The 25,843-nt window shown below is 62.7% G+C and carries 20 protein-coding genes; 8 read left to right on the top strand and 12 right to left on the bottom strand.

The window, feature by feature from the left end; translation table 11 throughout:
- Positions 1–37 precede the first annotated feature (37 nt).
- A complete protein-coding gene (locus LVY71_RS20955) occupies positions 38–1,414 on the top strand; it encodes a leucyl aminopeptidase family protein (protein ID WP_235101869.1) in 1,377 nt (458 codons plus the stop codon).
- The gene (locus tag LVY71_RS20950) at positions 1,407–2,261 is read left to right on the top strand and encodes a C40 family peptidase (RefSeq protein ID WP_235101868.1); all 855 of its coding nucleotides are present in this window, start codon (positions 1,407–1,409) and stop codon (positions 2,259–2,261) included. The genes LVY71_RS20955 and LVY71_RS20950 overlap by 8 nt, the downstream gene beginning before the upstream one ends.
- A gap of 135 nt (positions 2,262–2,396) precedes the next feature.
- Here LVY71_RS20950 and LVY71_RS20945 read toward each other — a convergent pair whose 3' ends face one another.
- From LVY71_RS20945 to LVY71_RS20920, 6 genes are all read right to left on the bottom strand, one after another.
- A complete protein-coding gene (locus LVY71_RS20945) occupies positions 2,397–4,034 on the bottom strand; it encodes an ABC transporter ATP-binding protein (RefSeq protein WP_235102193.1) in 1,638 nt (545 codons plus the stop codon).
- Positions 4,035–4,045: 11 nt separating this feature from the next.
- Complete coding sequence (locus LVY71_RS20940; protein ID WP_235101867.1) at positions 4,046–5,224, bottom strand: ABC transporter permease; 1,179 nt, start codon at positions 5,222–5,224, stop codon at positions 4,046–4,048.
- Positions 5,221–6,330, bottom strand: coding sequence for a microcin C ABC transporter permease YejB (locus LVY71_RS20935; RefSeq protein WP_235101866.1), 1,110 nt, complete (start codon positions 6,328–6,330; stop codon positions 5,221–5,223). Before LVY71_RS20935 ends, LVY71_RS20940 begins: the two co-directional genes overlap by 4 nt.
- 3 nt (positions 6,331–6,333) lie before the next feature.
- Positions 6,334–8,244, bottom strand: coding sequence for an extracellular solute-binding protein (locus LVY71_RS20930; RefSeq protein WP_235101865.1), 1,911 nt, complete (start codon positions 8,242–8,244; stop codon positions 6,334–6,336).
- Positions 8,241–10,067 carry an extracellular solute-binding protein gene (locus tag LVY71_RS20925; RefSeq protein ID WP_502797614.1) on the bottom strand — a complete coding sequence of 609 codons (1,827 nt, stop codon included), beginning with the start codon at positions 10,065–10,067 and terminating at the stop codon, positions 8,241–8,243. Before LVY71_RS20925 ends, LVY71_RS20930 begins: the two co-directional genes overlap by 4 nt.
- A 260-nt stretch (positions 10,068–10,327) precedes the next feature.
- Positions 10,328–10,879 (bottom strand): c-type cytochrome, encoded by a 552-nt coding sequence (locus LVY71_RS20920; RefSeq protein ID WP_235101863.1) that lies wholly within the window; start codon positions 10,877–10,879, stop codon positions 10,328–10,330.
- A gap of 208 nt (positions 10,880–11,087) precedes the next feature.
- On the opposite strand from LVY71_RS20920, the gene LVY71_RS20915 reads away from it, so the two are divergent.
- Both LVY71_RS20915 and LVY71_RS20910 read left to right on the top strand, forming a co-directional pair.
- On the top strand, positions 11,088–11,834 hold the full coding sequence (locus LVY71_RS20915; protein WP_235101862.1) for a 3-deoxy-manno-octulosonate cytidylyltransferase: 747 nt from the start codon (positions 11,088–11,090) through the stop codon (positions 11,832–11,834).
- On the top strand, positions 11,831–12,691 hold the full coding sequence (locus tag LVY71_RS20910) for a prephenate dehydratase (protein WP_235101861.1): 861 nt from the start codon (positions 11,831–11,833) through the stop codon (positions 12,689–12,691). The genes LVY71_RS20915 and LVY71_RS20910 overlap by 4 nt, the downstream gene beginning before the upstream one ends.
- Positions 12,692–12,724: 33 nt before the next feature.
- Here the strand turns inward: LVY71_RS20910 and LVY71_RS20905 are convergent, their stop codons facing one another.
- Entirely contained in the window at positions 12,725–13,420 is a 696-nt protein-coding gene (locus LVY71_RS20905; protein ID WP_235101860.1) for a VIT1/CCC1 transporter family protein, read from the bottom strand.
- Between the two features lie 121 nt (positions 13,421–13,541).
- On the opposite strand from LVY71_RS20905, the gene LVY71_RS20900 reads away from it, so the two are divergent.
- Positions 13,542–14,108 (top strand): cytochrome b, encoded by a 567-nt coding sequence (locus LVY71_RS20900; protein ID WP_235101859.1) that lies wholly within the window; start codon positions 13,542–13,544, stop codon positions 14,106–14,108.
- Positions 14,109–14,151: 43 nt separating this feature from the next.
- On the opposite strand, the gene LVY71_RS20895 is transcribed toward LVY71_RS20900, so the two are convergent.
- Positions 14,152–15,171 carry an LLM class flavin-dependent oxidoreductase gene (locus tag LVY71_RS20895; RefSeq protein ID WP_235101858.1) on the bottom strand — a complete coding sequence of 340 codons (1,020 nt, stop codon included), beginning with the start codon at positions 15,169–15,171 and terminating at the stop codon, positions 14,152–14,154.
- Between the two features lie 434 nt (positions 15,172–15,605).
- On the opposite strand from LVY71_RS20895, the gene metF reads away from it, so the two are divergent.
- The 3 genes from metF (at position 15,606) to LVY71_RS20880 (ending at position 21,185) form a co-directional block, all read left to right on the top strand.
- A complete protein-coding gene (metF, locus tag LVY71_RS20890) occupies positions 15,606–16,493 on the top strand; it encodes a methylenetetrahydrofolate reductase [NAD(P)H] (protein ID WP_235101857.1) in 888 nt (295 codons plus the stop codon).
- 4 nt (positions 16,494–16,497) lie between these two features.
- Complete coding sequence (metH, locus tag LVY71_RS20885; protein WP_235101856.1) at positions 16,498–20,349, top strand: methionine synthase; 3,852 nt, start codon at positions 16,498–16,500, stop codon at positions 20,347–20,349.
- A 245-nt stretch (positions 20,350–20,594) separates the two neighbouring features.
- Positions 20,595–21,185 (top strand): hypothetical protein, encoded by a 591-nt coding sequence (locus tag LVY71_RS20880; protein ID WP_235101855.1) that lies wholly within the window; start codon positions 20,595–20,597, stop codon positions 21,183–21,185.
- A gap of 56 nt (positions 21,186–21,241) precedes the next feature.
- Here LVY71_RS20880 and LVY71_RS20875 read toward each other — a convergent pair whose 3' ends face one another.
- From LVY71_RS20875 to pimD, 4 genes are all read right to left on the bottom strand, one after another.
- A complete protein-coding gene (locus LVY71_RS20875; RefSeq protein WP_283842559.1) occupies positions 21,242–21,952 on the bottom strand; it encodes a carbonic anhydrase family protein in 711 nt (236 codons plus the stop codon).
- 150 nt (positions 21,953–22,102) lie between these two features.
- Entirely contained in the window at positions 22,103–23,611 is a 1,509-nt protein-coding gene (glpK, locus tag LVY71_RS20870; protein WP_235101853.1) for a glycerol kinase GlpK, read from the bottom strand.
- Positions 23,612–23,727: 116 nt separating this feature from the next.
- Positions 23,728–24,501, bottom strand: a complete 774-nt coding sequence (locus tag LVY71_RS20865; protein WP_235101852.1) for an SDR family NAD(P)-dependent oxidoreductase — start codon at positions 24,499–24,501, stop codon at positions 23,728–23,730.
- A 156-nt stretch (positions 24,502–24,657) separates the two neighbouring features.
- Positions 24,658–25,800, bottom strand: a complete 1,143-nt coding sequence (gene pimD / locus LVY71_RS20860) for a pimeloyl-CoA dehydrogenase small subunit (protein WP_235101851.1) — start codon at positions 25,798–25,800, stop codon at positions 24,658–24,660.
- Between the last annotated feature and the right edge of the window lie 43 nt (positions 25,801–25,843).

The raw sequence follows: 25,843 nt of genomic DNA, 5'->3' as shown, positions 1-25,843 counted from the left end.
ATAGTGGCCACCTGTCACGCACCCGTCCGGGAAATCCATGCATCCAGCCTTCCAGAATTCCGCCGCCGCCATTCCCATCACCTTCGCCACCAAGTCGACTTGGGAGGACCTTAGCGCGACGCTTCCGGCCGCAGCCCGGCAGTTCGCCAAGGCGAACGCCTTCACCGCGAAGCCCGGCCAGTATCTCGCGCTGCCGGCGCAGGACGGATCGCTCGCCCATGTCGTGTTCGGCATCGAGGATCAGGCCAGCGAGTGGCGCGACATGTTCCGGCCCGGACAATTGCCCGGCCTGTTGCCTGCTGGCACTTACAATTTCGCCAACGCGCCCCACGACGCGCGTCTCGCGGTGCTGGCCTTCGCGCTCGGCACTTACCGCTTCGGCCGCTACAAAAAGAACGATGCGCCCGGAGCAAAGCTGGTTCCGCCCGATGGCGTCGACATGGCGGAGATCACGCGCATGGCGGATGCCGCCACCCTGGCGCGCGACCTGATCAACACACCGTCGAACGACATGGGACCGGAGGAACTCGAACAGGCTGCGCGTGCGCTGGCGGAAAGATATGGCGCCAGTTTCATCTCCATCGTCGGCGACGAACTGCTGGCCGGAAATTTTCCGCTGATCCACGCCGTCGGCATGGCGTCCACTCGTGCACCGCGCCTGATCGAATTCACATGGGGCGATCCGAAGCATCCTAAGGTCGCGCTGGTCGGCAAGGGCGTGTGCTTCGACACCGGCGGCCTCGATCTGAAGCCATCAAGCGGCATGCTGATCATGAAGAAGGATATGGGCGGCGCGGCCAATGTACTGGCGCTGGCGCAGATGATCATGGATGCGAAGCTGAAAGTTCGTCTGCGCGTTCTCATTCCTGCCGTCGAGAATGCAGTGGCGGGAAATGCTTTCCGCCCGCTCGATATTTTCAAATCACGCAAAGGCGTAAGCGTCGAGATCGGCAACACAGATGCCGAAGGACGCCTTGTTCTGGCCGATGCGCTCGCGCTCGCCGATGAAGAAAAGCCCGACCTGCTGATCGATCTCGGCACACTGACGGGAGCGGCACGCGTGGCGCTGGGGCCGGACCTGCCGCCGTTCTATACCGATGATGAGGCACTCGCGGCCGATGTCGCCCGCCATGCCCGCGCCGAGAACGATCCGCTGTGGCGGATGCCGCTGTGGATGCCTTACGACAAGTGGCTCGACTCCAAGACCGCCGACCTCAACAACGCCCCCGGCGGCGCATTCGCAGGATCGATCACCTGTGCGCTGTTCCTGAAACGCTTCGTCGAACACGCGAAGAGCTGGCTGCATGTCGATATTTATGGCTGGACGCCGACAGCAAAGCCAGCGCGGCCCGAAGGCGGCGAATGCCAGGCCGCGCGCGCGATCTACAAGCTCCTGAGCGAGCGTTATGGCTGATCGGAAATTCGATCCAAGGCTGACGCCCGCTCGCCCGGACCTCGCCGCGAGACATCTCGTAGGCCAGGTGAACGCGGCGCAGTTTGTCGAAGGTATCGAGTTCGAGGTGTTCGACCCGATCGCACCGGTGCGGCGCGATCCGTCGCATGATGCAGCACTTGAGACCGAAGCGCTTAAGGGGGAGCGCGTCACGATCTACGATCGCGACGCGGAAGGCTGGGCGTGGGGCCAGTTACAATCCGACGGTTATGTCGGCTGGCTGCCGGACCATGCGCTGGTGCAGCCGCGCAGCACGCTCACTCATAAAGTGACCGCGCTGCGTACCTTCGCTTTCCCCGGACCGTCGATCAAACTGCCGCCGGCCGAGAGTCTGCCGCTCGGCGCGCGCGTCGAGATCATCAAGATCGATAACGGTTTCGCCATGACCCGCCAGCGGCATTATCTGCCCGCGCAGCATGTGGCTCCGCTCGATATGGTAGAGACGGATTTCGTCGCGGTTGCGGAACGCTTCATTGGGACGCCCTATCTGTGGGGCGGCAAGTCCGGACTCGGCATCGATTGTTCAGGACTGGTGCAGGTCTCGCTCGCCGCCGCCGGGATCAAGGCGCCGCGCGACAGTGACATGCAGGAAGCCGCATTGGGAACGGCGCTGCCGTCCGCGCAATGGCATGACCTCAAGCGCGGCGACCTGATGTTCTGGAAAGGCCATGTGGCGATCGTGCGCGATAGCGACAGCATCGTTCACGCCAATGCGCATCACATGGCGACGGCGATCGAACCGACACAGCCCGCTATTGAAAGGATCAAGGCTGCGGGGAGCGACGTCAGCAGCATCAGGCGGTTCTAGATGTCGGCGTCTTCCCTAGCACGCGCCATTCACACCGTCATTGCGAGCGAAGCGAAGCAATCCGGTCTTGGTCCAGAGGGTTGAATTGCTTCGTCGCAAGCGCTCCTCGCAATGACGAGGAGAGAAACATGGCAATCACATCTCCGGCACGATGTTCGGCGCGGCCTCAATGTTGAACGCCGCCGCGAACAGGGCGCGGGTGTAATCGGTCTTCGGATTCCTGAACAGTTCCGCCGCTGCGCCCTGCTCCACCACTTTGCCATGCCGCATGACGATCAGGTTGCTCGCCAACGAGGCCACGACGCGCAGGTCGTGCGAGATGAACATATAGGTCAGGTCGCGCTTGCGTTGCAGGTCGCGTAGCAGATCCACCATCTGCGCCTGGAACAGCATGTCGAGCGCGCTGGTCGGCTCGTCCAGCACCACGAAATTCGGCTCCAGCACCACGGCGCGTGCGATCGAGATACGCTGGCGCTGGCCGCCGGAGAATTCATGCGGATAGCGGAAGCGCGTCGCCGGATCGAGGCCGACCTCCTTCAGCGCCTTGACGACACGCGCCTCGCGCTCCTCCTCGTTCAGCGACGGCTGATGCACGCCCAGCCCCTCGGCGACGATGTCGCCCACCGACATGCGCGGGCTAAGCGCGCCAAACGGATCCTGAAACACGATCTGCATGTCGCGGCGGATCGGCCGCATTTGCTTGAAGTTCAACCCCTGAATGTCATTGCCGAGAAACACGATCGGCCCATTCGAGGAAATCAGCCGCAGCAGCGCCAGCCCCAGCGTGGTCTTGCCCGAGCCGGATTCGCCGACGACGCCGAGCGTTTCACCCTGACGCACCGACACGCTGACGCCGTCCACCGCCTTGATGTGCCCAACGGTCTTGCGCAGCAGGCCGCGCTTGATCGGAAACCAGACCTTGAGATCATCCGACGAGATCACCACGGGCGCATCGGGACGCGGCGGCGCGGGATCCGGTTTCGGCTCCGCCGCCAGCAGCGCTTTCGTGTAGGGATGCTGCGCGGCGGTGAACACCTGCTCGACCGGTCCCTGCTCGACGATCTTGCCGTTGTTCATGACGCAGACCTTGTCGGCGATGCGCCGCACGATGCCGAGATCGTGGGTGATGAACAGCATGCTCATGCCGAGCCGCTCGCGAATTTCGCCGAGCAGTTTCAGGATCTGCGCCTGCACCGTGACGTCGAGCGCGGTGGTCGGCTCGTCGGCGATCAGGAGGTCCGGCTCGTTGGCAAGCGCCATCGCAATCATCACCCGCTGCCGCTGGCCGCCGGACAACTGGTGCGGATAGCTGGCGAGCCGCGTTTCGGGCTCGGGAATGCCGACCTGCGTCAGCAGTTCGAGAATCCGCGCACGCGCCATCGCCCCGCGCACGCCGCTGTGCAGATGGATCACCTCGCCGATCTGCGCCTCGATCGTGTGCAGCGGATTGAGCGAGGTCATCGGCTCCTGAAAGATGATCGAGATGTCGTTGCCGCGAATGCCGCGCATCTCGTTCTCGCTCATGCCGAGCAGTTCCTGCCCCTTGAAGCGGATGCCGCCTGAAGGATGAAACGCCGTGGGATATGGCAGCAGCTTCAGCACAGACAGCGCGCTGACCGATTTTCCGGAGCCGGATTCGCCGACCAGCGCTACGCACTGCCCGCGATCGATCGAGAAAGAAACATGATCGACGGCCAGGCTCTCACTACCGGCTTGGCGGAAAGCTACCGACAGATCGCGCACATCGAGCAAGGGCTGGTTGATTGCATCCAACATGCTCACCCTCACCTGAACGTCTTGCGCGGATCGAAGGCGTCGCGCACGCCCTCGCCGATGAAGATCAGAAGCGACAGCATGATCGCCACCGAGAAGAAGCCGGTGAATCCGAGCCACGGCGCCTGCACATTGGACTTGCCCTGCGACAGCAACTCACCGAGTGACGGCGAACCGGGCGGCAGACCGAAGCCGAGAAAATCCAGAGCGGTCAGCGTCATCACCGAAGACGACACGATGAACGGCAGGAAGGTCATGGTCGCCACCATCGCATTGGGCAGCAGATGGCGGAACATGATGGTGCCGTTGGAGACGCCGAGCGCGCGCGCGGCCTGAATGTATTCGAAATTGCGCCCGCGCAGGAATTCCGCGCGCACCAGGCCGACCAGCGACACCCACGAGAACAACAGCAGGATTCCGAGCAGTACGAAGAAGCCCGGCACCAGCACCGACGACAGGATCAGCAGCAGATAGAGCGACGGAATCGCGGTCCAGACCTCGATAAAGCGCTGGAACAGGAGATCGACCCAGCCGCCGAAATAACCCTGGATGCCGCCGGCGGCGATGCCGACCACCGATGAAATGATCGTCAGCGCGAGGCCGAACAGCACCGAGATGCGGAAGCCGTAGATCAGCCGCGCGACCACGTCGCGGCCCTGATCATCGGTGCCAAGCCAGTTGTATTCGAGATCACGGCAACTCTTGAGGCCCTTCTTCTCGACCACCGGCTTGCATTGCGCTTCCGTCAGCATCCATGTCGGCTTCGAGGGCGCGGGCGTCGGCAGGTCGAGATTATGCGTATCGTAAGAGTAGCGGATCAGCGGCCAAACAATGGTGCCGTTCTTCTCGGCGATCAGCTTTTGCAGGTAGGGATCGCGGTAGTCCGCGGAGGTCTCGAAATCGCCGCCGAATGTCGTCTCCGAGTAATTGATGAAAGCCGGGAAATACAACTTGCCGTCGAACTTGATCAGAAACGGGCGATCATTGGCAATCAATTCCGCAAAAAGCGAGATAAGAAACAGAAACGAGAAAATCCAGAACGACCAGTAGCCCCGGCGGTTGGATTTGAAATTGCGCCAGCGCCGCTGGTTAAGCGGCGACAGGCGCAGCGGATGTCGCGACGGCGGCACCGCCTCGCCCAGCGGCGTCTGCGACGTAGCTTCGACCGGCGGAATAGGTGCGATCGTCATACTTCGCGCGCCTCGAAATCGATCCGCGGATCGATCCACATATAGGCGAGATCCGAGATCAGATTGACCACAAGACCGACCAGCGAGAAGATAAACAGCGTGCCGAACACCACCGGATAATCGCGATTCAGCACGCTTTCAAATCCAAGAAGACCGAGACCGTCGAGCGAGAAGATGGTTTCGATCAGCAGCGAGCCGGAGAAGAACGCGTGAATAAACGCACTCGGGAATCCGGCGATCACAATCAGCATCGCGTTGCGAAAGATGTGGCCATACAGCACCTGCGTCTCGCTGCAGCCCTTGGCGCGCGCGGTCATCACGTATTGCTTGCGAATTTCGTCGAGGAACGAGTTCTTAGTCAGCAGCGTCATGGTGGCGAACGCGCCGAGCGCCATCGAGATCAGCGGCAGCGTGATATGCCAGAAATAGTCGATGATCTTCCAATACCATGGAAACGTCGACCAGCCGTCGGACGTCAGTCCCCTCAGCGGGAAGATGTCGAAGAACGATCCGCCCGCGAACAGGATGATGAGCAAGATTGCGAACAGGAAACCTGGAATTGCAAAGCCGATGATGATGATGCCAGAGGTCCAGACGTCGAACTTAGAGCCGTCATGCATGGCCTTGCGGATGCCGAGCGGAATCGAGATCAGATACGTCAGAAGCGTCATCCAGATGCCGAGCGACATCGAGACTGGCAGCTTCTCCTTGATGAGCTGGATCACGCTGACATCGCGGAAATAGCTCTTGCCGAAATCGAACTGCGCGAAATTCCACAGCATCAGCGCGAAGCGCTCGGGCGCGGGCTTGTCGAAGCCGAACTGCTTTTCAAGGCTCTTCACGAAATCTGGATCGAGACCCTGCGCGCCGCGATATTTCGAACTGACGGCATCGGCCGACGCGCCGGCCTGCGGGCGCGAAGCAAAATCGCCGCCGGACGATCCCGAGATGCGCGAGCTGGCGCCGGTATCCGAGCCGGACAATTGCGCAATCACCCGTTCCACCGGCCCGCCGGGTGCAAACTGCACCACCACGAAGGACACGAACAGAATGCCCAGCAGCGTGGGAATCATCAAAAGGATGCGGCGGGCGATATACGCGCTCATGATTTACTTCGCCTGTCCGGGCTTGGTTTGTTCAGGCTTGGCCTGCTCAGGCTTCTTCGCCTTGGCCTCGTCGATCCACCAGAGATCCGGCACGCCGACGCTGCCCGCATAGCGCGGGATGGTCGGAGGATGGGCGAAGACATCCCAATAGGCAATGCGGTGGCTGGCCGAATACCATTGCGGCACCCAATAGCGGCCCGCGCGGAACACGCGGTCGAAAGCCCGGCAGGCAATGCGCAACTCGTCGCGGTCATTCGCGGCGATGATGCGCTCGATCAGCGCATCGAGCGCCGGGCTCTTGATACCCGACAGGTTCTGCGAGCCCTTGATGTCGGCAACCTGCGACGAAAAGAACGTCCGCATCGCATCGCCCGGCGTGGACGACATGCTGAAGCGCTGGATCGCGAGATCGAAATCGAAATCATCGAGGCGCGCGCGATACTGCACCGGATCGACCAGCCGCACGCTGGCATCGATGCCGAGCACGCCAAGGTTCTTGATATAGGGCGCGTGATGGGCCTGAAACGCCGGCTCATCGAGCAGGAATTCGATTCTGAAAGGATCGCCATTGGGCAGCCGGCGCTTGCCGTCCTTGATCAGACATCCCGCATCGAGCAGCAGTTGCGACGCCTTGCGCAGCAGCGTGCGGTCCTGCCCCGAACCGTCGGACACCGGCGGCAGGAACGGCGCACCGAACACTTCGTCCGGCACCTGACCGCGGAACGGCTCAAGCAGCTTGAGTTCCTCCGGTGACGGCGCGCCGGTCGCCATCAGATCGGAGTTCTGGAATGGCGAGACCGTGCGCGCATAGGCGCCGTACATGATGGTCTTGTTGGTCCATTCGAAATCAAACGCCTGGATCAGCGCCTCGCGCACGCGCGGGTCCTTGAACTGCGCCCGCCGCATGTTGAGAAACCAGCCCTGCGCGCCCGACGGCGTGTCGTCGGGCAAAATCTCCTGTTTAACCCGGCCGTCCTTGATGGCGGGGAAATCGTAGCGCGTGTTCCAGATGCGCGCCGTGAACTCCTCGCGATAGAGATAGTTGCGACCAGTGAAGCCTTCAAACGCGACGTCACGGTCGCGATAGAACTCGTAGCGCACGGCGTCGAAGTTGAATGCGCCGCGCGACACCGGCAGATCCTTCGCCCACCAGTCCTTGACGCGATCATACTCGATATAACGCCCAGCCTCGAAGCGCCCCACCTTGTAAGGCCCGGAGCCGAGCGGAATCTCGAGGGTGGATTCGTCGAACGGCTTCTTGTCATAATAGGCCTTGGAGAAGATCGGCAATCCGGCGGCATAGAGCGGCACATCGCGGCCGCGCTTTTCCGCAAACGTCACCGTCAGCGTCGCGTCGTCGTTGGCTTCGGCCTTCACCATGTCGCGCAATTGCTGCTGAATGATGGGATGGCCCTTCGCTTTCAGGATATTCAGGGAAAACGCAGCATCCTGTGCTGTCAGCCTGCTGCCGTCGTGGAATTTCGCTTCCGGCCGCAAGGTAAATCGATACGTCAGCTTGTCCGGTGAGACCTTCACGGAGCGCGCGACAAGACCGTACATTGCGTCCGGCTCGTCGGCGGCCCGGACCATCAGCGACGCAAACGTTTGGTCCATCCCGGCAGCACCATCGCCCCGGAGGATGAAACTGTTGAGCGAATTGAAGGTCTGGAATGAGGTGTTGTAGGCGCGCACCGACGGGATCGTCGAGAACACGCCGCCCTTCGGCGCGGCGGCATTGACATAGTCGAACTGACGAAAATCCGCCGGATATTTCAGGTCACCGAACGCGGACATGCCGTGTGAATCGGGAACGCCATCAACGCCTTCGCCTGCGGCCAGCACCGGCTGCGCCCACGCCGCCGCCATCGCGCTGCCGCCAAGAACAAGAACCCGTCGCCGCGAAAGCCCGGTCAAGAACGCCTGCCGATCTTGTCGGCCTTGTCCTTGTCGAACCACCACAACGAGGGCAGACCGGACCGGGCATATTTCGGCAGCGGCGCGTGGCTGAAGCGATCCCAGCGTGCGTATCGCATGAAGCCGTAGGTGAATTGCGGCACCACGTAATAGTGCCACAGCAAGACGCGATCGAGCGCCTTGGTCGCCGCTACCAGCGTCTCGCGGTTGTCGGCAAAAATGATCTTGTCGATCAGCTTGTCCACCACCGGATTCTTGATGCCGATGCTGTTGCGCGATCCTGGTACGTCGGCGGACTGCGAGCCCCAGAAATCGCGCTGCTCGTTGCCGGGTGACAGCGACTGGCCCCAGACATCAGTGATGATGTCGTAGTCGAAGTTGCGCAGGCGGTTCTGGTATTGCGCGTCGTCGACGGTACGGACCGTCACATTGATGCCGAGGCGTTCGAGCGAGGGTTTGTAGAACAGAACGATGCGCTCGGCGGGCGGGTTCGAGACCAGAAACTCCACCGAGACCTGCTTGCCCTCCTTGTCCACCAGCTTCTGGTCGCGGACCTCGTAACCGGCCTCTTTCAGCAAGCGGGTCGACTGACGCCGGTTCTCGCGCACCTTCTCGGGATCACCGCCGACCGGATTTTCATAGGGTTTGGCGATCACCTCCGGCGGAATCTCGCCGTAGACTTCTTTCAGAATCTCGAACTCCCTGCCTTGAGGGATGCCCGAGCTCGCCAGTTCAGTGCCTTCGAAGTAGCTATTGATGCGCTTGTACTGGCCATAGAACAATTGCTTGTTCATTTCCTCGAAGTCGAATGCATAGTTGAAGGCCCGGCGCACGCGCTTGTCCGCGAACAGCGGGCGACGGATGTTGAAGGCGAAGCCCTGCATCCGTCCGGAATCGTTGATCGGGAATTCCTCGAGCACCACGCGCTTCTCGGTGACCGCCGGGAAATCGTAGGCCGTCGCCCAGTTCTTCGCGGAGGACTCGATGATCCAGTCGGCCTGGTCGGCCTTGAAGGCCTCGAGCGACACCGTGGTGTCGCGGAAGAATTCGTAACGCAGTTCGTCGAAATTGTTCTGGCCGATCCGCGTCGGAGTTTTCTCGCCCCAATAGTTCTTCACCCGCTCCAGGGTAACGGAGCGACCGGCGACGAATTCCTTGATAGCGTAGGGACCGGAGCCGAGCGGTTTCTCCAGCGTGGTCGCGCCGATGTCGCGCTTGCGGCCTTCACTGTCGGTACCTTCCCACCAGTGCTTCGGCAGCACCGTCAGTTCGCCGACAATGGTCGGCAATTCGCGATTGCCCGGCGCGTCGAAGGTGAACTTGATATCGTGCGGACCGACTTTCTCCGCCTTCACCACATGCTTGTAGTAAGACGAATACATCGGGCTGTATTTCTTCAGCGACTCCATCGAGAACAACACATCTTCCGGCGTCACCGGCTTGCCGTCATTCCAGCGCGCCTCCTTGCGCAGGCGATAGATCACCCACGAATGATCGTCCGGATGCGACACCGACTCGGCCAGAAGACCGTACTGAGTCGTCGCCTCGTCCTGCGACCGCGCCATCAACGTCTCGTAGAGCAGACCCACCGCAGGCGCGATGTTGCCCTTCACACCGGCGACCGCGATGTTGAAGTTGTCGAACGTGCCGATGGAAATCTGCCGCGCCAGTCCGCCTTTCGGTGCATCTGGATTGACGTAATCGAAACGCTTGAAATCGGCGGGATACTTGATGTCGCCGAATAGCGACAGCGCATGACGCCATGCCGGCGCCGGCTGGGCCTGCGCAGATCCGACGGCATCGAGGCCCGCGGCCTTCAGCATCGGGGCCGCTGCAACAAAAGCTCCGCTCTGGAGAATACGGCGGCGGGAAATGCTCAATTGAAAGTCCCTGTTGCAGATCGAAAAAGGGGCGTCGAGGCAACGTCCCGACCGATTATGTCGGTTTTTGGATGTGATGCCAGCCTGTTGCCGCGACTTCTTTGCGGCCAAACGTCCCGACCGAAAACGACAGCAATTGCAACGCAAAACGGCCAGGCGAACCTGGCCGTTTGGGATTAAATTTCTGTCACGCGCAGGACGCGTTACTTGCTCGCCGTCGGCAGCGGCACCGGCGTATCCGCGAGGGTGCGCAGATAGGCGATCAGGTCAGCGCGCTCGCTGTCCTTCTGGATGCCGGCAAAGCCCATCGCCGTGCCGGGGACGGCGCCCTTCGGGTTGGTGATGAACTTGTTGAGGTCATCATAAGTCCACTTGCCGCCCTTGGCCTTCATGGCAGCGGAGAAGTTGAACCCGCCGCGGCCATGGCCGACCTCGTCGCCGACGATGCCGTAAAGGTTCGGACCGACCTTGTTCGGGCCGCTCTTCTCGAACGTATGGCAGGAGGCGCACTTCTTGGCGGCGGCAGCGCCCTTTTCGACCGAAGCGGTCTGAAGCAGCTTTTCGATCGGCTCGGCAGGCGCTGCAGCAGCGGCAGCCCCACCGGTGCCTTCCGCTTCCTTCACCGCAATTTCAAAACCCGGCTTTTCCGGCGTCTTCGGCGAGAAAATCGCACTGGCAGCCATGTTGGTCGCAAGCAGAACGAGGCAGGTGCCGAGCACTGCGCCCATGATCTTGTTGAGTTCGAAGGAGTCCATTTTCGATCAGGCCCCGAGCCGGAAAGTCGAGATGTTGGACCGCGCCAGGCGGCCATGGATTTGCTACCGGGAACAGGCGTGCAACGCAATACAGGCAGCGGGATCGAGATAACGGTTTGCCTGCCTTCTGGCAACCCGTATAAACGCGCGACCCCTTGAAAAGTCCCGTCATTCCTCATCCTTCCGGCTGTCCGAGCCCTTGCCATCCATGACCGAAAAACGCGCTCTGGTGCTGATTCCCGCCCGCATGGCCGCCACCCGCCTGCCGGGAAAGCCGCTGCTGGACATCGCCGGCCTGCCGATGATCGTCCATGTGCTGCGCCGCGCGGAATCCGCACGCATCGGCCGGGTGATCGTCGCCACCGATGCGCCGGAAATCGCCCGCGCCGTGACCGATCACGGCGGCGAGGCCGTCATGACCCGTGCTGATCACCCTTCCGGCTCCGACCGGATCTTCGAAGCGCTTCAGGCGCTCGACCCGTCAGGCCAGATCGACACTGTCATCAACGTGCAGGGTGACCTGCCCACCATCGCGCCCGGCGATATTCGCGCGGTTCTAGCTCCTCTCGATGACGCGAGCGTCGACATCGCCACGCTGGCCGCCGTGATCGCCAGAGACGAGGAACACACCAATCCTAACGTGGTGAAAATTGTCGGATCGCAGCTGAGCGCCACCCGTCTGCGGGCACTGTATTTCACCCGGGTGACCGCCCCTTACGGCGACGGCCCGCGCTATCATCACATCGGGCTTTATGCCTATCGCCGGTCCGCGCTGGCGCGATTCGTGGCACTGCCACCCTCCCCGCTGGAGACGCGCGAGAAGCTCGAACAGTTGCGGGCGCTGGAAGCCGGCATGCGGATCGATGTTACGGTGGTTGACACCGTCCCGCTGGGCGTCGATACGCCTCACGATCTCGAGACCGCTCAGCAGATGCTGGCAGGCAAGGCACCATGACCACACCGATCAAGATCGCCTTTCAGGGCGAACCCGGAGCGAACTCGCATATCGCGATCGCGGAAGCGTTTCCCGATGCGACGCCGTTGCCCTGCGCCACCTTCGAGGACGCGCTTGCGGCGATCTCGTCGGGAGAAGCCGCGTTGGGCATGATCCCGATCGAGAATTCGGTGGCCGGCCGCGTCGCCGACATTCATCACCTGCTGCCGCAGTCGAACCTGTTCATCGTCGGTGAGTGGTTCCTGCCGATCCGCCATCAACTGATGGGACCGCGCGGCGCCAAGCTCGACGACATCAAGACCGTCGAGAGCCACGTTCACGCCATCGGACAGTGCCGCCGCATCATCCGCAAGCTCGGCATCAGGCCAATTGTCGCCGGCGACACCGCGGGCGCGGCGCGCATCGTCGCCGACCGCGGCGACAAGAGTTGCGCGGCGATTGCCTCGCGGCTCGCCGCCGACATCTACGGCCTCGATATTCTGGCCGAGGACATCGAGGACGAGAGCCACAATACTACGCGCTTCGTTATCCTGGCGCGCGAACAGCTCTGGGCCGCACAGGGCTCCGGCCCGCTGGTGACGACGTTTGTGTTTCGCGTGCGCAACCTGCCGGCGGCGCTCTACAAGGCGCTGGGCGGCTTCGCCACCAACGGCGTCAACATGACCAAGCTGGAAAGCTACATGGTGGAAGGCAACTTCTTCGCCACGCAGTTCTATGCCGATGTCGACGGCCATCCCGACGACCGCAACCTCGCCTTCGCGCTGGAGGAATTACAGTTCTTCTCGAAAGAACTGCGGATCGTCGGCGTCTATCCGGCGCACCCGTTCCGCGTGGCGTTCAGCGAAAAGGCCGAGTGAGACGATCTGGTCTTCGCCTGTATCGTACCAATCCTACACGGCATGGCCGACAAGACGGCCAATGGCGGCTGTCGCGCCCATGGCGACCGCGCCCCAGAACACGACCCGCAGCATCGGCCTGAAAATTCCCGCGCCTCCCGTCCGGGCGCCGATCGCACCGAGAAGCGCGAGCGCGATGAGTGAGCCGCCGGATACGATCCACGGAATCCGCGATGGTGGCGACACCACCGCCATGACCAGCGGCAGTGCAGCCCCGGCGGCAAATGTAGCAGCCGAGGTGAGCGCGGCCTGCACAGGACGGGCAACAACATGGGCGGAGAGGCCGAGTTCGTCGCGCGCATGAGTGGCAAACACATCCTTCGCGGTCAGTTGTACTGCGACCTCTCGCGCCAACGAAGGCGTGAGACCTCTGTCGACATAAATATTCGTCAACTCGTCCAGCTCCGACTCAGGCTGTTCCGCGAGTTCACGGCGTTCCTTTGCCAAGTCCGCCGATTCCGTGTCGGCTTGCGAACTGACCGAAACGTATTCGCCCGCCGCCATCGACGTGGCGCCCGCGACCAGAGCAGCCACGCCCGCCACCATCACTTCGCTTGACGAATTGGATGCAGCGGCGACACCAACGACGAGGCTCGCCGTTGAAATAATGCCGTCATTTGCGCCCAGCACCGCTGCGCGGAGCCAGCCGATGCGTGCGATGAAATGCGATTCACGATGGAGCGGGCGCATTCTTGTATCCGGCACTATTGCGTATCAGTTGCAAAGATAGCGCAGAGAAACAAGCCACGCTTGACGCACATCAAGCATTAATTCTTTGCGAAGCGTAGCATCACACTAAAGGATGTTGCTCATGCCGCAGGACAGATTGGCTTACCGATATAGTCCGACAGCACAGGTGCTGCACTGGCTCACGGTGCTGCTGGTCGCAATCGCGTGGGCCCTCGGCACATTCGATGACGTCTTGCCCAAGGGCGCTGGGCAGGCGGCTGGACTGTTCGTCCATATTTCGGTGGGCCTTGCGATCCTTGTCATTTCGATTGTGCGCGTGCCATGGCGCATGACCCACACGCCGGCGCCAGAACCGACGAAGTTCAGCACATGGATGGGGCGCTGGTCCGATCCAGCGGCGCGAATTGCACACTACGCATTGTATGCGCTGCTTGTCGCCGTTCCGATTACCGGCATTGCGCTCCAGTTTGCGAGGGGAGACAGTCTGCCATTGTTCGGCCTGGGTGAAATCGCTTCCCCCTGGGTCGCGGACCGTGCATTCGCCCGTTCAGTGAAAGAGGTTCACGAAGTCACGGCGAACGCGCTGGTCATTCTCGCATGCTTCCATGCGCTCGCGGCACTGCTCCATCATTTCGTCTTTCGTGATCGCACGCTGGTGCGCATGCTTCCGCCGCGCGATACTCCCTAGTCTGGAGCGATAATATCAACCAAACGCGTGTCGCAGTGCCTGCTCAGGCCGCCGCCTGCCGGTCGATTCCGAAGGCCTCCGCGAGCAGACTGTAGGAACGCTTGCGCGCCTCGTGGTCGTAGGTTGCCGTGATCACCATCACCTCGTCGGCCTTGCAGTCCGCAATCAGCGGCGTGATCTTTTCCATCACCGTCTGCTCCGACCCGACGAACAGCCGCGAGCGGTTGCGCGCGATGCTGGCGCGCTCGGCGTCGGTGTAAGGATAAGCTTGCGCTTCGTCGATGCTCGGAAGCGGCTTGTACTGGCCGCGGTCGCGCAGCAGCCGATTCAAATCCGCCGACGACGCCAGCCGGTCGGCCTCCTCGTCGGTCTCGGCCATGATCACGGCAATGGCCAGAATGGCATATGGCGTCTCACGCCATCGCGACGGCTTGAAATGCGCGCGATAATGAATCATCGCATCCGCCGCGTCATGCGAGGCAAAATGATGCGCGAATGCGAAGCCCATGCCGATCTGCGCGGACAGTTGCGCGCTGTAGTCGCTCGATCCCAGCAGCCAGATCGGCGGCAATACGGTATCGTTCGGCATCGCGAAGACGTTGTGATAGGGATGGTTCGGCGGAAACTCGCGCGTCTCCCACAGCGTCAGTTCGATCAGCCGCTCGATGAAATCGTCGCCGCCGCGCTGATCGAAACGCTGACGCAGCGCATGCATCGTAGTCTGATCGGTGCCCGGCGCGCGGCCGAGGCCGAGATCGATGCGGCCGGGAAACAGCGCCTCCAGCATCTTGAACCGTTCGGCGACCATCAGCGGCGCATGGTTCGGCAGCATCACGCCGCCGGAGCCGACGCGAATCCGCTGCGTCGCCGCGGCGATCCGGCCGATCATGATCTCGGGCGCGGGAGACGCGACCGACGCGAGGCTGTGGTGCTCGGCCAGCCAGTAGCGGGTGTAGCCGAGTTGATCGGCATGCTTCGCCAGATCGATGCTGTTGCGCAGCGACTGAGCAGGCGGCGTGCCGGTGGTGACGACCGAAAGGTCGAGGACGGAAAGCGGGATCATTTGGCCAAGCTAGTGGCTCGCACCCGCCTGACAAAGTGTCGGCGCACATACCTCCCCGCCAATGGCTGCGGTGGTCAGTGGGCAGATAAACCACATACTTGGTCCGACGCGGATAGTTTGCCCACACTCGCGCGGGCGAATCTATACTAAATCATCGGATTACTGCCAGTTATGGGCTTTTCTCTGCGGCTGCTCCTAACACAAGTCCCATACGTCAAACTATAATCTGCTGATTACTCAGAATAAATGGGCAATTTCCCACGGCAAATCCGGCCATGATGGGCTGTTGGAAGGCGGGGTTTTCCCTTATTTTGAGCGGCAATGGCGAAATGGTGTCGAACTCTGACCGAAAAGGCAAAAGGGAGGCGCGCCGGATCGCGAAGCCGCTGCCGATCCGGCCTGCGCATCGCCGCCAAAATGTGGAGTTGAGAAGCGTGACGAGCGAAGCACACAAACCTCCGGCGATTTCCTTCGAGTTCTTTCCGCCCAAGACCGAGGAGATGGAGCGCAACCTGTGGGAGGTCGTCAACCGGCTCGCCCCGCTGGCGCCGAACTTCGTTTCGGTGACCTATGGCGCGGGCGGCTCGACCCGCGAGCGCACCCATTCGACCATCGCGCGCATTCTCTCTGAAACAAAACTCACGCCCGCCGCCCATCTCACCTGCGTCGCTGCGACGAAAGCCGACATCGACGAGGTGGTCGCGCGCTATCATGAGGTCGGCGTCCGCCATATCGTGGCGTTGCGCGGCGACCCGACCAGCGGCATCGGCACCAAGTACGCGGCGCATCCGGACGGCTATCATCAATCCTCCGATCTCGTCGCCAGCATCAAGCGCAACCACCCCGACGTGGAAGTCAGCGTCTCGGCCTATCCTGAGAAGCATCCGGAGAGCGCCAGCTTCGAAGCCGACATCGACGCGCTGAAAGCCAAGGTCGATGCCGGCGCCACACGCGCGATCACGCAATTCTTCTTCGACAACGATCTCTACTATCGCTATCTCGACCGCGTGCGCGCGGCGGGAATCAATATTCCGATCGTGCCGGGGATTTTGCCGGTGCAGAATTTCAAGCTGGCGAAGAATTTTGCGACCCGCGCCGGCGCGACTATTCCCGACTGGCTCGAGGCCAAGTTCGACGGACTCGACGACGACGCCGATACGCGCCGCCTCGTGGCCGCGACCGTCGCCGCGGGGCAAGTGCAGAAGCTCGCCAAGCAGGGCGTCGAGAATTTTCATTTTTATACGATGAACCGTGCGGATCTTGTGTTCGCCATCAGCCACCTGCTGGGCATTCGCCCGAACGGTGCGCAGAAAGCTGCGTGATCCCATGACTGTGAAGACCTCCCCGACCGCCGACCGTTTCCGCGCGCTTGCCCGTGAACGCATCCTCGTGCTCGACGGCGCGATGGGCACCATGATCCAGGGCCTGCAGTTCGACGAGGCGGCGTTCCGCGGCGAACGCTTCAAGGATTTTCACCGCGACCTGCGCGGCAACAACGACCTGCTGATCCTCACCCAGCCGCAGGCCATCGAGGACATTCACTTCGCCTATCTCGCGGCGGGCGCGGACATCGTCGCGACCAACACGTTCTCCTCGACCTCCATCGCGCAGGCCGACTACGACCTCACCACCATCGCCTACGAGATGAATCTCGAAGGCGCGAAGCTGGCGCGCAACGCCGCACAACGCGCGGAAGCCACCGACGGCAAGCCGCGCTTCGTTGCAGGCGCGCTGGGACCTACCAACCGCACCGCCTCAATCTCGCCGGACGTCGGCAATCCCGGCTACCGCGCGGTGACGTTCGACGACCTGCGCATCGCCTATAGCGAGCAGATCAACGGCCTGCTCGACGGCGGTGCGGATTTGCTGCTGGTCGAAACCATCTTCGACACGCTGAACGCCAAGGCTGCGCTCTACGCCATCTCGGAAATCTCCGAGGCGCGCGGGATTTATGTGCCGGTGATGATCTCTGGCACGATCACCGACAAGTCCGGCCGCCTTCTGTCGGGCCAGTTGCCGGAAGCTTTCTGGTATTCGGTGCAGCACGCCAGCCCGATCACCATCGGCTTCAACTGCGCGCTCGGCGCGGAAGACCTGCGCGCGCATATCGCCGATATCGGCCGGGTCGCGGATACACTCGTGTGCGCTTATCCGAACGCGGGCCTGCCCAATGAATTCGGCCAGTACGACGAGACGCCGGAATACATGGCGCGACTGGTCGGCGAATTCGCACAGGCCGGCCTCGTCAACGTGGTCGGCGGCTGCTGCGGCACCACGCCGGCACACATCAAGGCGATTGCGGAAGCCTGCGCGCCGCACAAGCCGCGCATCGTTCCCGAGATTGCGCCGCTGCTGCGGCTGTCCGGCCTCGAACCGTTCTCGCTGACCTCCGACATTCCGTTCGTCAATGTCGGCGAACGCACCAACGTCACCGGCTCGGCGCGCTTCCGCAAGCTCATCAAGGAAGGCGACTACACCGCCGCGCTCCAGGTGGCGCGCGATCAGGTGGAGAACGGCGCGCAGGTCATCGACGTCAACATGGACGAAGGCCTGCTCGACTCCAAGCAGGCGATGATCGACTTCCTCAATCTCGTCGCCTCGGAGCCGGACATTGCCCGCGTGCCGGTGATGGTGGACTCCTCGAAGTTCGACGTGATCGAGGCAGGCCTGAAATGCGTGCAGGGCAAGCCAATCGTCAACTCGATCTCGATGAAAGAGGGCGAGGAGAAATTCATCCATGAAGCGACCATCGCGCGGCGTCATGGCGCGGCCGTGGTGGTGATGGCGTTCGACGAGGTTGGACAGGCTGATACCTATGAGCGCAAGATCGAAATCTGCAAGCGCGCCTACGATCTCCTCGTCGAGAAGCTGAACTTCCCGCCGCAGGATATCATTTTCGATCCGAACATCTTTGCCATCGCGACGGGTCTCGAAGAGCATAACAACTACGGCGTCGATTTCATCGAGGCCACACGCTGGATCCGCCAGAACCTGCCGCACGCTCATATTTCCGGCGGCGTCTCCAACCTGTCGTTCTCGTTCCGCGGCAATGAGCCGGTGCGCGAGGCGATGCATTCGGTGTTCCTGTATCACGCCATCAAGGCCGGCATGGACATGGGCATCGTCAATGCCGGGCAGATGGTGATCTACGATGATATCGATCCCGAACTGCGCGCGGTCTGCGAGGACGTCATCCTCAACCGCGACCCCGGCGCGCCGGAACGGCTGCTGGAGCTTGCGGAGAAATTCCGCGGCCAGGGCAAGCAAGTCAAGGAACAGGAACTCGCCTGGCGCGAATGGCCGGTCGAGAAACGTCTGAGCCACGCGCTGGTCAATGGCATCACCGAATATATCGATGCCGACACCGAAGCCGCGCGGCTCACCGTGGAGCGGCCGCTCAACGTGATCGAGGGTCCGCTGATGGCGGGCATGAACATCGTCGGCGACCTGTTCGGCGACGGCAAGATGTTCCTGCCGCAAGTGGTGAAGTCCGCCCGCGTGATGAAGCAGGCGGTCGCCTACCTGATGCCGTTCATGGAAGAGGAAAAGGCGCGCAACAAAGCCAACGGCATTGTCGGCGACGGACGCAACTCCGCCGGCAAGATCGTGCTCGCCACCGTCAAGGGCGACGTCCACGACATCGGCAAGAACATCGTCGGCATCGTGCTCCAGTGCAACAATTTCGAAGTGGTCGATCTCGGCGTCATGGTGCCCGCCGCCAAGATCATCGAGACGGCGAAGGCCGAACAGGCCGACATCATCGGTCTCTCCGGTCTGATCACGCCGTCGCTGGATGAAATGGTGTTTCTCGCCTCCGAGCTGGAGCGTCAGGGCCTCGACATTCCACTGCTGATCGGTGGCGCGACCACCAGCCGCGTGCATACCGCCGTGAAGATCGATCCCGCTTACAAGCGCGGCCCGGTGGTGCATGTCAACGACGCCAGCCGCGCGGTCGGCGTCGCCTCTTCGCTGCTGTCCGCGGATAGATGCGAGGAGTACGCCCGCGAAGTGCGCGCCGATTACGCGAAAATCTCGAACGCGCATTTCAAGGCGCAGCAGGACAAGAAGCGGCTCAAGCTGGAAACCGCACGCGCCAACGCGCTGAAGATCGACTGGAGCAAGACCGCGCCGGCAAAGCCCGCTTTCATCGGCATCAAGAGCTTCGACAGCTATTCGCTGGAAGAACTGGCGCAGTACATCGACTGGACGCCGTTCTTCCAGACTTGGGAACTGACCGGGCGCTTCCCGGCCATTCTCGACGACCCGAAGGTCGGCGAGGCCGCGCGCGCGCTCTATGACGATGCGCGCAAGATGCTGGACCGGATCATCAAGGAGAACTGGTTCAAGGCCCGCGCCACCATCGGCTTCTGGCCGGCGAATGCCGAGGGCGACGACATCGTGCTCTACAGCGACGAGGCGCGCACCAAGCCGCTGACCACACTGCACACATTGCGGCAGCAGCTTGAGAAGCGCGAAGGGCGCAAGAATGTCGCGCTGTCGGACTTTATCGCGCCCGTCAGCAGCGGCGTGCCGGATTACATCGGCATGTTCGTCGTCACCGCCGGCATCGGCGAGGACGTGGTCGCGGACCGTTTCAAAAACGCCAACGACGATTACTCCTCCATCCTCGTCAAGGCACTGGCAGACCGCCTCGCCGAGGCTTTCGCTGAAAGAATGCATCAGCGCGTGCGCAAGGAATTCTGGGGCTACGCGCCAGACGAGACGCTGGCGCCCGACGCCTTGATCCTCGAGGAATATGCCGGCATCCGCCCCGCGCCGGGCTATCCGGCGCAGCCGGACCACACCGAGAAGGCGACGCTGTTCAAGTTGCTCGACGCCGAGCGCACCGCCGGCGTGACGCTGACCGAGAGCTTTGCGATGTGGCCGGGCTCGTCGGTCTCCGGACTCTATTTCAGCCACCCGGAGAGCTATTACTTCGGCGTCGGCAAGATCGAGCAGGATCAGGTCGAGGATTATGCCGAGCGCAAGGGCATGAGCGTTGCGGAAGTCGAGCGCTGGCTGGCGCCGATTCTCAACTACATTCCGTCGCGCGACATGCCGCCCGAAGCAGATGACGATGTCGCGACGCTGCCGCTGGCGAAACATCCGCCCGGCTGCGGCTGCGCCATGCATATGCGGCTCGCCATGAAACCGCGCGCGGAAGTCAGTGCGAACTAATCACCATCAGGTTTCGTTCTCCGCTCATTCCCGCGCAAGCGTGCATTCGTCTCTGCTCTCGATCCCCGCTTTCGCGGGGGCCGAGCGGGATACAGTCATATTCACATCAAATCTGCTGAAGCCAGGCGTGGGTGTCTACGGAACCGCCCTCACGCATGCGTGACTCCAATTGGAGGGGAACCCGGAACGGCGCCGGGAATGATGCGTTGGTGCGCCGCAACGTCCCACCTCAAAAAGGAGCCAACATGAAAAAGGTGACATTCCTCGCCGCAGCAGCGGCTGTGACCGCGCTGGTTGCAACCCCGGCCCTCGCGCAGGACGCGCTGCAGCCTCGCTCCGGCATCCATGCCAAGGCCTACAAGTCGAAGCACATGAAGACAAGTGCGCGCATGCAGACCCGCGACGCAGGATACACGCGCACCACCGACCGCTGGAATGACCGCGACGACTGGAACAACCGCAGCAGCGGCTTCTGGCCGGCGGATGTGGTCGGCGGCGCCGTCGGCACGGCTGGCGCGATCGCGGGGGCTGCGGTCGGCACCGCGGGCGCGATTGCGACCGCGCCATTCGGAGGCCCGGCCTACAGCAACGACCGCTATTCCTATGGCAGCCGCTACAGCGACGCAGGCGGCTATCCCTACGGCAACCGCCACCGCTATGGCGCGTCCTACGCTTCAATGAATGCGGGCGGATGGAACGATCCGGGCTACGTCGGCGAGTACTCGTATAACGGTATCGCGATTCCGGCCTCCGCGAACTACGACGCCCGCAACGGTTTCACCTGCCGTCCGGGTTCGATCACGCGCGTGGGCAACCAGCAGGTGATCTGCCAGTAAAGGCCAAAGTGAAGATCGTGGCGGCCGGGTTTTTCCCGGCCGTCATTTTCCGTGACTTACGCCATGAAGCTGACGCACCCGGTCGCGAGATCATGCATCGCGCCAACGATGCGGAGCTGGCCCGCCTTGACAAGATCCTTGAGCACGGGGCTTTTCGCCGTCAGCGCGGCGACGCCCATCTTCACATTGGTTTCGGCCACGGCCTGGACGAAGGCGGCGTTTTTCGAGGTGCGTTCTCCGCCAGCCTTACTCGCCTTCACCGCCGGCTCGATATGAGCAAGCGTCGCCGTCAGATTGCCCAGCTTGACATGATCAATCGCGCCCTTGACGGCGCCGCAATCGCTGTGTCCGAGCACCACAATGGCCCGCGCGCCCGCGACCTTGGCCGCATATTCCAGGCTGCCGAGGAAATCCGTGTTGATGAAATTGCCCGCCACCCGGGTGCAGAAGACGTCGCCGATCCGCTGATCGAAGACAAGCTCGGGCGGCACGCGCGAATCCATGCAGCCGACAATGGCCGCGAACGGGGCCTGCGACTTCGCGGTTTCCTTGGCCTGCTGGATCAGATCGCAATTGATGGTCTTGCCGTCGATGAAGCGCTCGTTGCCGGCCTTGAGGCGCGCCAGCGCTTCGTCCGGAGTGATGGCGTGCTGGCGGTCGCGGGTCATGACCGCACAGGCGGCATCCACGGCCCGGGCGCGATCTGACATGAGTGATGAAACGAGGGCGAGTGAAGCGCAAGTGCAGAACGCACGGCGATGCAGCATGAGGACGGCTCCCTGAAAATGTCTGTCTGAACTTTCCTGGCAGACAAGGACACGCCGCGATTCGCGGCGCTGGAACTTTTGGGTCAAAGCCGTTAAAAAGACACAACCGCGACCGGGATAAATCGCTTCAACCGCTGTTGGATTTTCCGCCTATTCCTCGCCGGGGTCGCTCGCCAGCACGCCCTTCACCGCCTGCGCCCAGCCCTTGAGCTTCCGCGTGCGGGTGGCGTCCGACATGTTCGGCTTGAAGCGATGCTCCAGCCGCCATGAATCCGCAAAGCGCGCGGGCTCTGGATAGACGCCCGCTCCGAGGCCCGCGAGATAGGCTGCGCCCACCGCAGTGGTTTCCTGAATCATCGGCCGGTCCACCGGCGCGTTGAGCAGGTCAGCCAGGCGCTGCATGGTCCAGTCCGATGCCGTCATGCCGCCATCGACGCGCAGCACGGTGTTCGCGCTCGCGGCTTCCGGCCAGTCGGCGCGCATCGCCGCCCACAGGTCGTAGGTCTGGTAGCAGACGCTTTCCAGCACCGCATGCGCCAGTTCGGCCGGGCCGGTGTTGCGGGTCAGACCGAACAGCGCGCCGCGCACGCGCGGATTCCAGTACGGCGCGCCGAGGCCGACAAAGGCCGGCACCAGATAGACCGATTGCGTGGTGTCGTTGGCCTCCGCCAGCGGGCCGGTCTCGCCAGCACTCTTGATGAGGCCGAGGCCGTCGCGCAGCCACTGCACGGCGGAGCCGGCAACGAAGATCGAGCCTTCCAGCGCATAGGTGCGCCGGCCGTTCAACTGATAGGCGATCGTCGTCAGCAGCTTGTTCTTCGAGGCCACGGCCGTGGTGCCGGTGTTGAGCAGCGCGAAGCAGCCGGTGCCATAGGTGGACTTCATCATGCCCGGCGTGAAGCAGGCCTGGCCGATGGTCGCGGCCTGCTGGTCGCCGGCGATCCCTCGAATCGAAATCGCGCCACCGAACAGGTCCGGAATGGTCTCACCGAAATCGGCGGAGGAGTCGCGCACCTCCGGCAGCATCGAGCGCGGCACGCGCAGGATCTTCAGCAGATCGTCGTCCCACGCGCCCTTGTGGATGTCGAACAGCAGGGTGCGCGAGGCGTTGGTGGCGTCGGTGGCGTGCACCTTGCCGCCGGTCAGCCGCCACAAGAGATAGGAATCCACCGTGCCGAACAGCAGTTCGCCGCGCCCGGCGCGTTCGCGTGCGCCGGGGACGTGGTCGAGAATCCACGCCACCTTGGTGCCGGAGAAATACGGGTCGACGATCAGTCCGGTCCGCGCCGTAATAAGCGGCTCATGACCGTCGGCTTTCAGACGCGTGCAAATCTCCGCCGTGCGCCGGTCCTGCCAGACGACGGCGCGATGCACCGCCCGCCCGGTGGCGCGGTCCCATACCACGGTGGTCTCGCGCTGGTTGGTGATGCCGATGGCGGCGATGCCCGAGGCTTTGACATCCGCCTTGCGCATCGCCTCGCGGCAGGTCGCAACCGTGGAGGCCCAGATGTCTTCCGGCTCATGCTCGACCCAGCCGGACGCTGGAAAGTGCTGCGGGAATTCCTGCTGCGCCTGCGCCGCGATGGAAATGTCCGACCGAAACACGATGGCGCGCGAGGATGTCGTGCCCTGATCGATAGCAAGGATGTGCGACGCCATGACGTTCTTCCCGGATGCCTGATTTGTTCGCAGTGTTGTTGCGGCAAACCAAGCGGATCGCGGCACGCGCGTCAATATGACCGGCCGAATGAAGCGCCGTCATCCAGGGAGAGAGGCTATACCGCCGCCGTCGTGACGCCGCCGTCGATGACGATGGTCTGACCGGTCATGAAGGTCGACGCATCGGAAGCGAGATAGACCACGGCGCCGGCAATCTCGTGCGGCTCGCCGATGCGGCGCAGCGGCGTGGTCGCGGTGCGGCGCGCCAGCAGGGCTTCGTCTTCCCACAGCGCGCGCGCGAAATCGGTCTTGACCAGACCCGGTGCGATGCAGTTGACCCTCACATTCTTCGGCCCCCACTCCCCCGCCAAGCTGCGGCACAGAGAGAAGTCCGCGGCCTTGGAGATGCCGTAGGCGCCGATCACAGTCGAGCCGCGCAGACCTCCAATCGAAGAAATGATGACAACAGAGCCGCCGCCGCGCTCGGCCATCTTCGGCATCGCCAGACCGCAGAGCCAGATGTTGCTCTTGACGTTGGCGCCCATGATCTTGTCGAAGGCCTCGTCCGTGATGTCGAGCAGCGGGCCGTAATAGGGATTCACCGCCGCGTTGCAGACCAGAATGTCGATCTTGCCGTAGTGTTTGACGGTGCCGCTGACCAGCGCCTCGACCTCGTCGCGGCGACTGATGTTGCAGGCGATGACATGGGCGTCACCACCTTCGTCGCGGATGCCGTCGGCGACTTCCTGACAGGCGTCCGCCTTGCGGCTGGAGACGACGACCTTCGCGCCCATCCGCGCCAACAGTTCCGCCGAGGCGCGGCCGATGCCGCGACTCGATCCGGTGACGACGGCGACCTTGCCGGTGAGATCGAAGGGATTGTTCGTCATGGTCTGCATCGTCCAGATCGCTAACTTGGTCGTCCCGGCGAACGCCGGGACCCATCATCCCAGATCGCTCTGTTGGAACGACATGGAAGACCGTTTTTCAAATCTCCGACAGGGGTGATGGGTCCCGGCTTGCGCTACGGTTGCCGGGACGACCAGTCACACCAGATTGCCAGCCTCGCTGACGCGGCGCAGGTGATAGTCGGTGTCGCCGAAGGTGCTCTCGATCATGGTCAGCCGCTTGAAGTAGTGGCCGATCTTGAGCTCCATGGTCATGCCGACGCCGCCGTGAAGCTGGATCGACTGCTGGCCAACGAACTTCAGCGACTTGCCGATCTGCACCTTCGCCGCCGCGACCGCCTTGGCGCGCTCGGCGGCGTCCTCGAAATCGGACGCCATAGTGGCGAAAATCGACATGCTGCGCGCCTGCTCCAGCGCCACGAACATGTCCGCAGCACGGTGCTGCAAGGTCTGAAAGTTGCCGATGGTGACGCCGAACTGCTTGCGGGTCTTGAGATACTCCACCGTCGACTTCAGCGACTCGTCCATTGCACCGACAGCCTCGGCGCACATCGCGACGCGCGCTTCATCCACCACGCGCTCGACCAGCGGCAGGCCGTTCTCGGCATCGCCGATGACGGCGTCCGCGCCGACCTCGACGCTCTCGAACCGGATGTCCGCGGCGCGCATGCCGTCCTGGGTTGCGTAGCCCTTGACGGTGACGCCCTTGGCGTTCGCCGGCACGAGGAACACACCGATGCCGTTGCGATCGCGCTGGCCGCCCTTGGTGCGCGCGGTCACGATCAGGGTATCGGCGGTCTCGCCGTGCAGCACCACGAACTTCTCGCCGTCGATGACCCAGCCACCGCCCTTCTTCTTGGCGGTGGTGGTCACGTCCGCGAGATTGTAGCGCGAGTTCTTTTCAAGCTGCGCGAAGGCCAGCGTCTTGCTGCCGTCGATGATCGACGGAACATGCGCGGCCTTCTGCGCGGCCGAGCCGCCGTGGCGCAGGAATCCGCCACCGAGAATGACGGTCGACAGATAGGGCTCGATGACGAGCGCCTTGCCCAGCGCCTCCATCACGATCGCGGTTTCCACCCCGCCCGCGCCGAAGCCGCCGTCGGCTTCCGGGAACGGCAGACCGAGCAGGCCCTGCTCCGCCAGCTTGTTCCAGACGGTCTTGCTCCAGCCGCCCTTTTCCGCCGCGTACTTCTTGCGCTGATCGAAATCGTAGGAATCGGCCAGCAGGCCGTCGACGCTGTCTTTCAGGAGCCGCTGCTCCTCGGACAAATCAAAATCCATTTTACTCTCTCCGGATATATCAAAATCGCCGTTGCGAGGAGCG

It is taken from the genome of Bradyrhizobium sp. G127 (genome assembly GCF_021502575.1).
Classification (GTDB): Bacteria; Pseudomonadota; Alphaproteobacteria; order Rhizobiales; family Xanthobacteraceae; genus Afipia.
Note: the sequence above shows the minus strand (reverse complement) of the source record. Positions and strands in the feature narration are given on the sequence as shown.

What these genes read in the sequence shown, in the direction of transcription:
- LVY71_RS20955 (WP_235101869.1), top strand. Translation starts at nt 38, where the DNA reads ATGCATCCAGCCTTCCAGAATTCCGCCGCCGCCATTCCCATCACCTTC.
- LVY71_RS20950 (WP_235101868.1), top strand. Translation starts at nt 1,407, where the DNA reads ATGGCTGATCGGAAATTCGATCCAAGGCTGACGCCCGCTCGCCCGGAC.
- LVY71_RS20940 (WP_235101867.1), bottom strand. Translation starts at nt 5,224, where the DNA reads ATGACGATCGCACCTATTCCGCCGGTCGAAGCTACGTCGCAGACGCCG.
- LVY71_RS20935 (WP_235101866.1), bottom strand. Translation starts at nt 6,330, where the DNA reads ATGAGCGCGTATATCGCCCGCCGCATCCTTTTGATGATTCCCACGCTG.
- LVY71_RS20925 (WP_502797614.1), bottom strand. Translation starts at nt 10,067, where the DNA reads ATGCTGAAGGCCGCGGGCCTCGATGCCGTCGGATCTGCGCAGGCCCAG.
- LVY71_RS20920 (WP_235101863.1), bottom strand. Translation starts at nt 10,879, where the DNA reads ATGGACTCCTTCGAACTCAACAAGATCATGGGCGCAGTGCTCGGCACC.
- LVY71_RS20915 (WP_235101862.1), top strand. Translation starts at nt 11,088, where the DNA reads ATGACCGAAAAACGCGCTCTGGTGCTGATTCCCGCCCGCATGGCCGCC.
- LVY71_RS20910 (WP_235101861.1), top strand. Translation starts at nt 11,831, where the DNA reads ATGACCACACCGATCAAGATCGCCTTTCAGGGCGAACCCGGAGCGAAC.
- LVY71_RS20905 (WP_235101860.1), bottom strand. Translation starts at nt 13,420, where the DNA reads ATGCGCCCGCTCCATCGTGAATCGCATTTCATCGCACGCATCGGCTGG.
- LVY71_RS20900 (WP_235101859.1), top strand. Translation starts at nt 13,542, where the DNA reads ATGCCGCAGGACAGATTGGCTTACCGATATAGTCCGACAGCACAGGTG.
- LVY71_RS20895 (WP_235101858.1), bottom strand. Translation starts at nt 15,171, where the DNA reads ATGATCCCGCTTTCCGTCCTCGACCTTTCGGTCGTCACCACCGGCACG.
- metH (WP_235101856.1), top strand. Translation starts at nt 16,498, where the DNA reads ATGACTGTGAAGACCTCCCCGACCGCCGACCGTTTCCGCGCGCTTGCC.
- LVY71_RS20880 (WP_235101855.1), top strand. Translation starts at nt 20,595, where the DNA reads ATGAAAAAGGTGACATTCCTCGCCGCAGCAGCGGCTGTGACCGCGCTG.
- LVY71_RS20875 (WP_283842559.1), bottom strand. Translation starts at nt 21,952, where the DNA reads ATGCTGCATCGCCGTGCGTTCTGCACTTGCGCTTCACTCGCCCTCGTT.
- glpK (WP_235101853.1), bottom strand. Translation starts at nt 23,611, where the DNA reads ATGGCGTCGCACATCCTTGCTATCGATCAGGGCACGACATCCTCGCGC.
- LVY71_RS20865 (WP_235101852.1), bottom strand. Translation starts at nt 24,501, where the DNA reads ATGACGAACAATCCCTTCGATCTCACCGGCAAGGTCGCCGTCGTCACC.
- pimD (WP_235101851.1), bottom strand. Translation starts at nt 25,800, where the DNA reads ATGGATTTTGATTTGTCCGAGGAGCAGCGGCTCCTGAAAGACAGCGTC.